This is a genomic window from Arthrobacter sp. GCM10027362 (assembly GCF_042679445.1).
GTDB lineage: Bacteria > Actinomycetota > Actinomycetes > Actinomycetales > Micrococcaceae > Crystallibacter.
In genome coordinates this window covers 1-4569 of record NZ_JBHTML010000251.1, presented here as the reverse complement: position 1 = coordinate 4569, position 4569 = coordinate 1, and the positions used below count along the sequence as shown (strand labels likewise).

The window sequence follows — 4569 nt, the reverse complement described above, 5'->3', positions numbered from 1 at the left end:
CCGTTCGGCCGTGCGCCGCGGTGCCGCCTCGGCCGAATGGCGCGGCGCGAAGCCCGAGCCGCGCCGCGCCGGCGCCGGCAAAACGGTGACCCAGATGCACTACGCCCGGGCCGGCCTGGTCACCGAGGAAATGAAGTTCGTTGCCCTGCGGGAGAACTGCGACGTCGAGCTGGTCCGGTCCGAGCTGGCCGCAGGCCGGGCAATCATCCCGGCCAACATCAACCACCCCGAGTCCGAACCGATGATCATCGGCAAGGCCTTCCTGGTCAAGATCAACGCCAACATCGGCAACTCCGCGGTCACCAGTTCCATTGCCGAAGAGGTGGACAAGCTGCAGTGGGCCACCCGGTGGGGCGCCGACACCGTGATGGACCTGTCCACCGGCGATGACATCCACACCACGCGCGAGTGGATCATCCGCAATTCCCCCGTCCCGATCGGCACCGTGCCCATCTACCAGGCGCTGGAGAAGGTCAACGGCCAGGCCAACGAGCTGACGTGGGAAATTTACCGGGACACCGTGATCGAGCAGTGCGAGCAGGGCGTGGACTACATGACCGTCCACGCCGGGGTACTGCTGCGCTATGTGCCGCTGACCGCCAACCGCGTCACCGGCATCGTCTCAAGGGGCGGGTCCATCATGGCCGGCTGGTGCCTGGCCCACCACCGGGAGAACTTCCTCTACACCCACTTCGACGAGCTCTGCGAGATCTTTGCCAGGTACGACGTCGCGTTCTCGCTCGGCGACGGGCTGCGGCCGGGCTCGACGGCGGACGCCAACGACGCCGCACAGTTCGCCGAGCTGGACACCCTGGCCGAGCTGACCAAGCGGGCATGGCGGCACGATGTCCAGGTCATGGTCGAAGGCCCCGGGCACATTCCGTTCCATCTGGTGCGCGAGAACGTGGAACGCCAGCAGGAGCTCTGCGACGGCGCCCCGTTCTACACCCTCGGCCCGCTGGTGACCGACGTGGCCCCCGGCTATGACCACATTACCTCGGCCATCGGCGCCACCGAGATCGCCCGCTACGGCACGGCAATGCTGTGCTACGTCACCCCCAAGGAGCACCTCGGCCTGCCCAACCGGGATGACGTGAAGACCGGCGTGATCACCTACAAGATCGCCGCGCACGCCGCGGACCTGGCCAAGGGCCACCCGGGCGCGCATGAACGGGACGATGCGCTGTCCAAGGCCCGCTTCGAATTCCGCTGGCGGGACCAGTTCGCCCTGTCCCTGGACCCGGAGACGGCCGAGGCCTTCCACGATGAGACGCTGCCGGCGGAGCCGGCGAAGACGGCGCACTTCTGCTCGATGTGCGGGCCGAAGTTCTGCTCCATGCGCATCTCCCAGGACATCCGTGACCAGTTCGGCGGAGCTCTTGGGCAGGACCTTGGACAAGACAGGGAGCAGGAGGTTATCGCCGGGATGAACGCCAAGTCCGCCGAATTCCTGGCCTCCGGCGGCAAGGTCTACCTCCCCGAGCCCGCAGTCCCCCGCACGTAGGTAGATGCCGCCGAGCCGCCGGTTATAGCGGCGGCAGGGCGGCCCGCAGCCTGCGGGCCGCCTCGGCGGGATCCTCGGCTTCGGTGATGGCGCGGACGACGACGATCCGTCCGGCGCCGGCATCGGCCACCTGGTCCACGTTGGACAGATCGATGCCCCCGATGGCGAACCACGGCCGGGTGCCGCCGGCCGCCCGTACCTGTTCGGCCGCCTCCTTGATGAGCTGAAGTCCGACGGCGGGGCGACCGGGCTTGGTCGGCGTGGCCCAGACCGGGCCGACGCAGAAGTAATCCAGCCCCGGCTCAGCCACCGCCGCGGCGACCTGCTCCGGGCTGTGCGTGGACATCCCGATGCCCGTGTCCGGGCCCACCAGCGAGCGCGCGGCGGCCAGCGGCAGGTCATTCTGCCCGATGTGGAAGACCGGGGCGCCGGCGAGCAGGGCGATGTCCGCCCGGTCATTGACCGCCCACAGCCTGCCGTGGCGCTGCGCGGCCTCGGCCAGCACGGCCAGCAGTTCGAGTTCTTCGGCGGCTTCAATGCCCTTGTCCCGCAACTGAATGATGTCCACGCCGCCGGCGAAGGCGGCATCGACGAAGTCTGGGAAATCGCCCTGGCGGGTGCGGGCGTCGGTGCAGAGGTACAGCTGGGCGGATCCGATCGGCATGCCCCCAGCTTAGCGTTCGCCGCCTGCCCTGTGCTTCGCAAGCTCAGCACGGGAACCCGGGCGGCTCTCTGCCGAGGGTCCCGCCGCGGGCGAAGCGAGCGATGGGAGGCGGCTGAGCGTTGTCAGCAGGCGGCAACTGCTAAGGTGTTGTCCGACTGCGGGAGCCCTGCACGGCACGGGCTGAGAGGGCGCATGGCGCCGACCGCTTGACCTGATCCGGTTAGTACCGGCGTAGGGAAGGAACAGGAATTTTGCCTACTCATGCCGGGGCGCAGGGCCCCGAAGCCGATGTCGCCGTGGTTGGTGCCGGCATTGTCGGGCTGGGGATCGCCTGGGAGGCGGCCCGCTCCGGGCGGACCGTCGTCGTGGTCGATCCCGAGCCGGCCGGCGGGGCCACCTTCGCCGCCGCGGGCATGCTGGCGCCGGTCAGCGAGCTGCACTACCAGGAAGAAGAGCTGCTCGAACTCACCCTCGCTTCGGCCCGGTTGTACCCGGAGTTCGTCAAACCCCTCGCAGGTCCCACCGGCTACCGGTCCACCCGCACGCTGGTGGTCGGCGCCGACGCCGCGGACCGGCAGGCCCTGGCCGACCTGCGGCAGCTGCAGCTGCAGCACGGCCTGTCCGTGCAGCCGCTCGGCGTCCGCCAGGTACGTGCCGAGGAACCCATGCTCGGCCCGCAGCTGTCCTGCGCCTTTGGCATCGACCAGGACCACCAGGTGGATCCGCGCGTCCTGGCTGCCGCCCTGCAGGCAGCCCTGGCCGCCCATGCCGGCGGCCAGGGCTGGCTGCTGCGCCGGCCCGCAACCGGGCTGCTGCATGCCGACCCTGCCGATACCGCATCCGCCGTTACCGGCGTCGCACTCGCCGGCGGCGGCACAGTGCGCGCCGCGGAGGTGGTCTTGGCCAACGGACTCGGGGCTGCCGAAATCGCCGGGCTGCCCGACGGGCTGCGGCTGCCCCTGCGGCCGGTCTACGGGGACATCCTGCGGCTGCGCGTGCCCGAGCAGCTGCGGCCGCTGCTGACCGCTACCGTGCGCGGCCTGGTCCGCGGCCTGCCGGTGTACCTGGTCCCGCGCGAGGACGGCACGGTGGTGCTGGGCGCGACCCAGCGCGAGGACGGCCTGGCCGCGGTGTCCGCAGGTGGTACCTACCAGCTGCTGCGGGACGCCCAGGCGCTGGTGCCCGCCGTGGCCGAACTTGAGCTCATCGAGACGACGGCGCGGGCCCGGCCCGGAACCCCGGACAATGCCCCGCTGCTCGGCCGGGTAGCCGCCCCCGGCGGCGGGGACGTTCCCGGCCTGATCGTCGCCACCGGTTTCTTCCGTCACGGCGTGCTGCTGACCCCGGTCGCGGCCCGGATCTGCCGCGAACTCATGGACGGTGACGGCGACGGTCGCTGGGACCGATTCCGACCCGACCGCTTTTCCGCCTCCGACCTCACGTCCTCCCGAAGGAGCCTGAAGTGACCAGCATCAACCTCAACGGCAGCCGGCGGCCGATCGCCGCCGGGCAGACCCTCACCGACCTGGTCTGCGAAGTAACCGGGCGTCAGCTGACCGCCGACGGGCGCCCGGCGGACGGGGCGCGGCTGGGCGTGGCCGTGGCGCGCAACGCCGAGGTGGTCCCGCGCCGGAGCTGGTCCGCCACCGTGTTGGCCGACGGCGACGATATTGAAATCATCAACGCGGTCCAGGGAGGCTGAGATGGACAACGATCCGCTGATCATCGACGGGGTGGCGCTGCAGTCCCGGCTGATTATGGGCACCGGCGGCGCCCCGAGCCTGGACGGGCTCGGCGCGGCGCTGCAGGCCTCCGGCACCGAACTGACCACCGTGGCCATGCGCCGCTACAGCCCGGCCGCCGGGGACTCGCTCTTCGCCCTGCTGCTGGAGCAGGGCATCCGGGTGCTGCCGAACACCGCCGGCTGCTTCACCGCGCGCGAGGCGGTGCTGACCGCCGAGCTGGCCCGGGAGGCATTGGAAACCGACTGGGTCAAGCTAGAGGTGATCGCCGACGAGCACACCCTGCTGCCCGACGCCGTCGAACTGGTGGACGCCACCGAGCAACTGGTGGCCCGCGGCTTCAAGGTCTTCGCCTACACCAATGACGATCCGGTGCTGGCGTTGCGGCTGGAACAGCTCGGCGCCGCGGCCGTAATGCCCCTTGGCGCGCCGATCGGCACCGGGTTGGGCATCCTGAATCCGCACAACATCGAGCTGATAGTCTCCCGCGCCGGCGTCCCGGTGGTGCTCGACGCCGGCATCGGCACCGCCTCGGACGCGGCGTTGGCGATGGAGCTGGGCTGTGATGCCGTGCTGCTGGCCACCGCGGTCACCCGCGCACAGGAGCCGGTGCGGATGGCCGCGGCGTTCCGGCACGCCGTCGTCGCCGGACGCCTCGC

5 protein-coding genes and 1 riboswitch are annotated in these 4569 nt (G+C 70.7%); of the genes, 4 read left to right on the top strand and 1 reads right to left on the bottom strand.

Translation table 11 applies throughout. The annotated features are described in order from the left end of the window. The coding region (thiC, locus tag ACFQ36_RS20940) for a phosphomethylpyrimidine synthase ThiC (RefSeq protein WP_377017189.1) at window positions 1-1504 on the top strand (1504 nt) is incomplete at its 5' end. Window positions 1505-1526: 22 nt separating this feature from the next. Here thiC and thiE read toward each other — a convergent pair. Further along, window positions 1527-2168 carry a thiamine phosphate synthase gene (thiE, locus tag ACFQ36_RS20935; protein ID WP_377017187.1) on the bottom strand — a complete coding sequence of 214 codons (642 nt, stop codon included), beginning with the start codon at window positions 2166-2168 and terminating at the stop codon, window positions 1527-1529. A gap of 147 nt (window positions 2169-2315) precedes the next feature. Next, a riboswitch (TPP riboswitch) is annotated at window positions 2316-2423 on the top strand. Between thiE and thiO the strand changes: the two genes are divergently transcribed. The 3 genes from thiO to ACFQ36_RS20920 all read left to right on the top strand — a co-directional run. Further along, window positions 2420-3634 carry a glycine oxidase ThiO gene (gene thiO / locus ACFQ36_RS20930; RefSeq protein WP_377017185.1) on the top strand — a complete coding sequence of 405 codons (1215 nt, stop codon included), beginning with the start codon at window positions 2420-2422 and terminating at the stop codon, window positions 3632-3634. (Overlaps the previous riboswitch by 4 nt.) Then, on the top strand, window positions 3631-3870 hold the full coding sequence (thiS, locus tag ACFQ36_RS20925; RefSeq protein ID WP_377017183.1) for a sulfur carrier protein ThiS: 240 nt from the start codon (window positions 3631-3633) through the stop codon (window positions 3868-3870). The genes thiO and thiS overlap by 4 nt, the downstream gene beginning before the upstream one ends. Window position 3871: 1 nt before the next feature. Beyond that, on the top strand, window positions 3872-4569 hold a 698-nt coding region (locus tag ACFQ36_RS20920), incomplete at its 3' end, for a thiazole synthase (RefSeq protein ID WP_377017181.1).

What these genes read in the sequence shown, in the direction of transcription:
- thiE (WP_377017187.1), bottom strand. Translation starts at nt 2,168, where the DNA reads ATGCCGATCGGATCCGCCCAGCTGTACCTCTGCACCGACGCCCGCACC.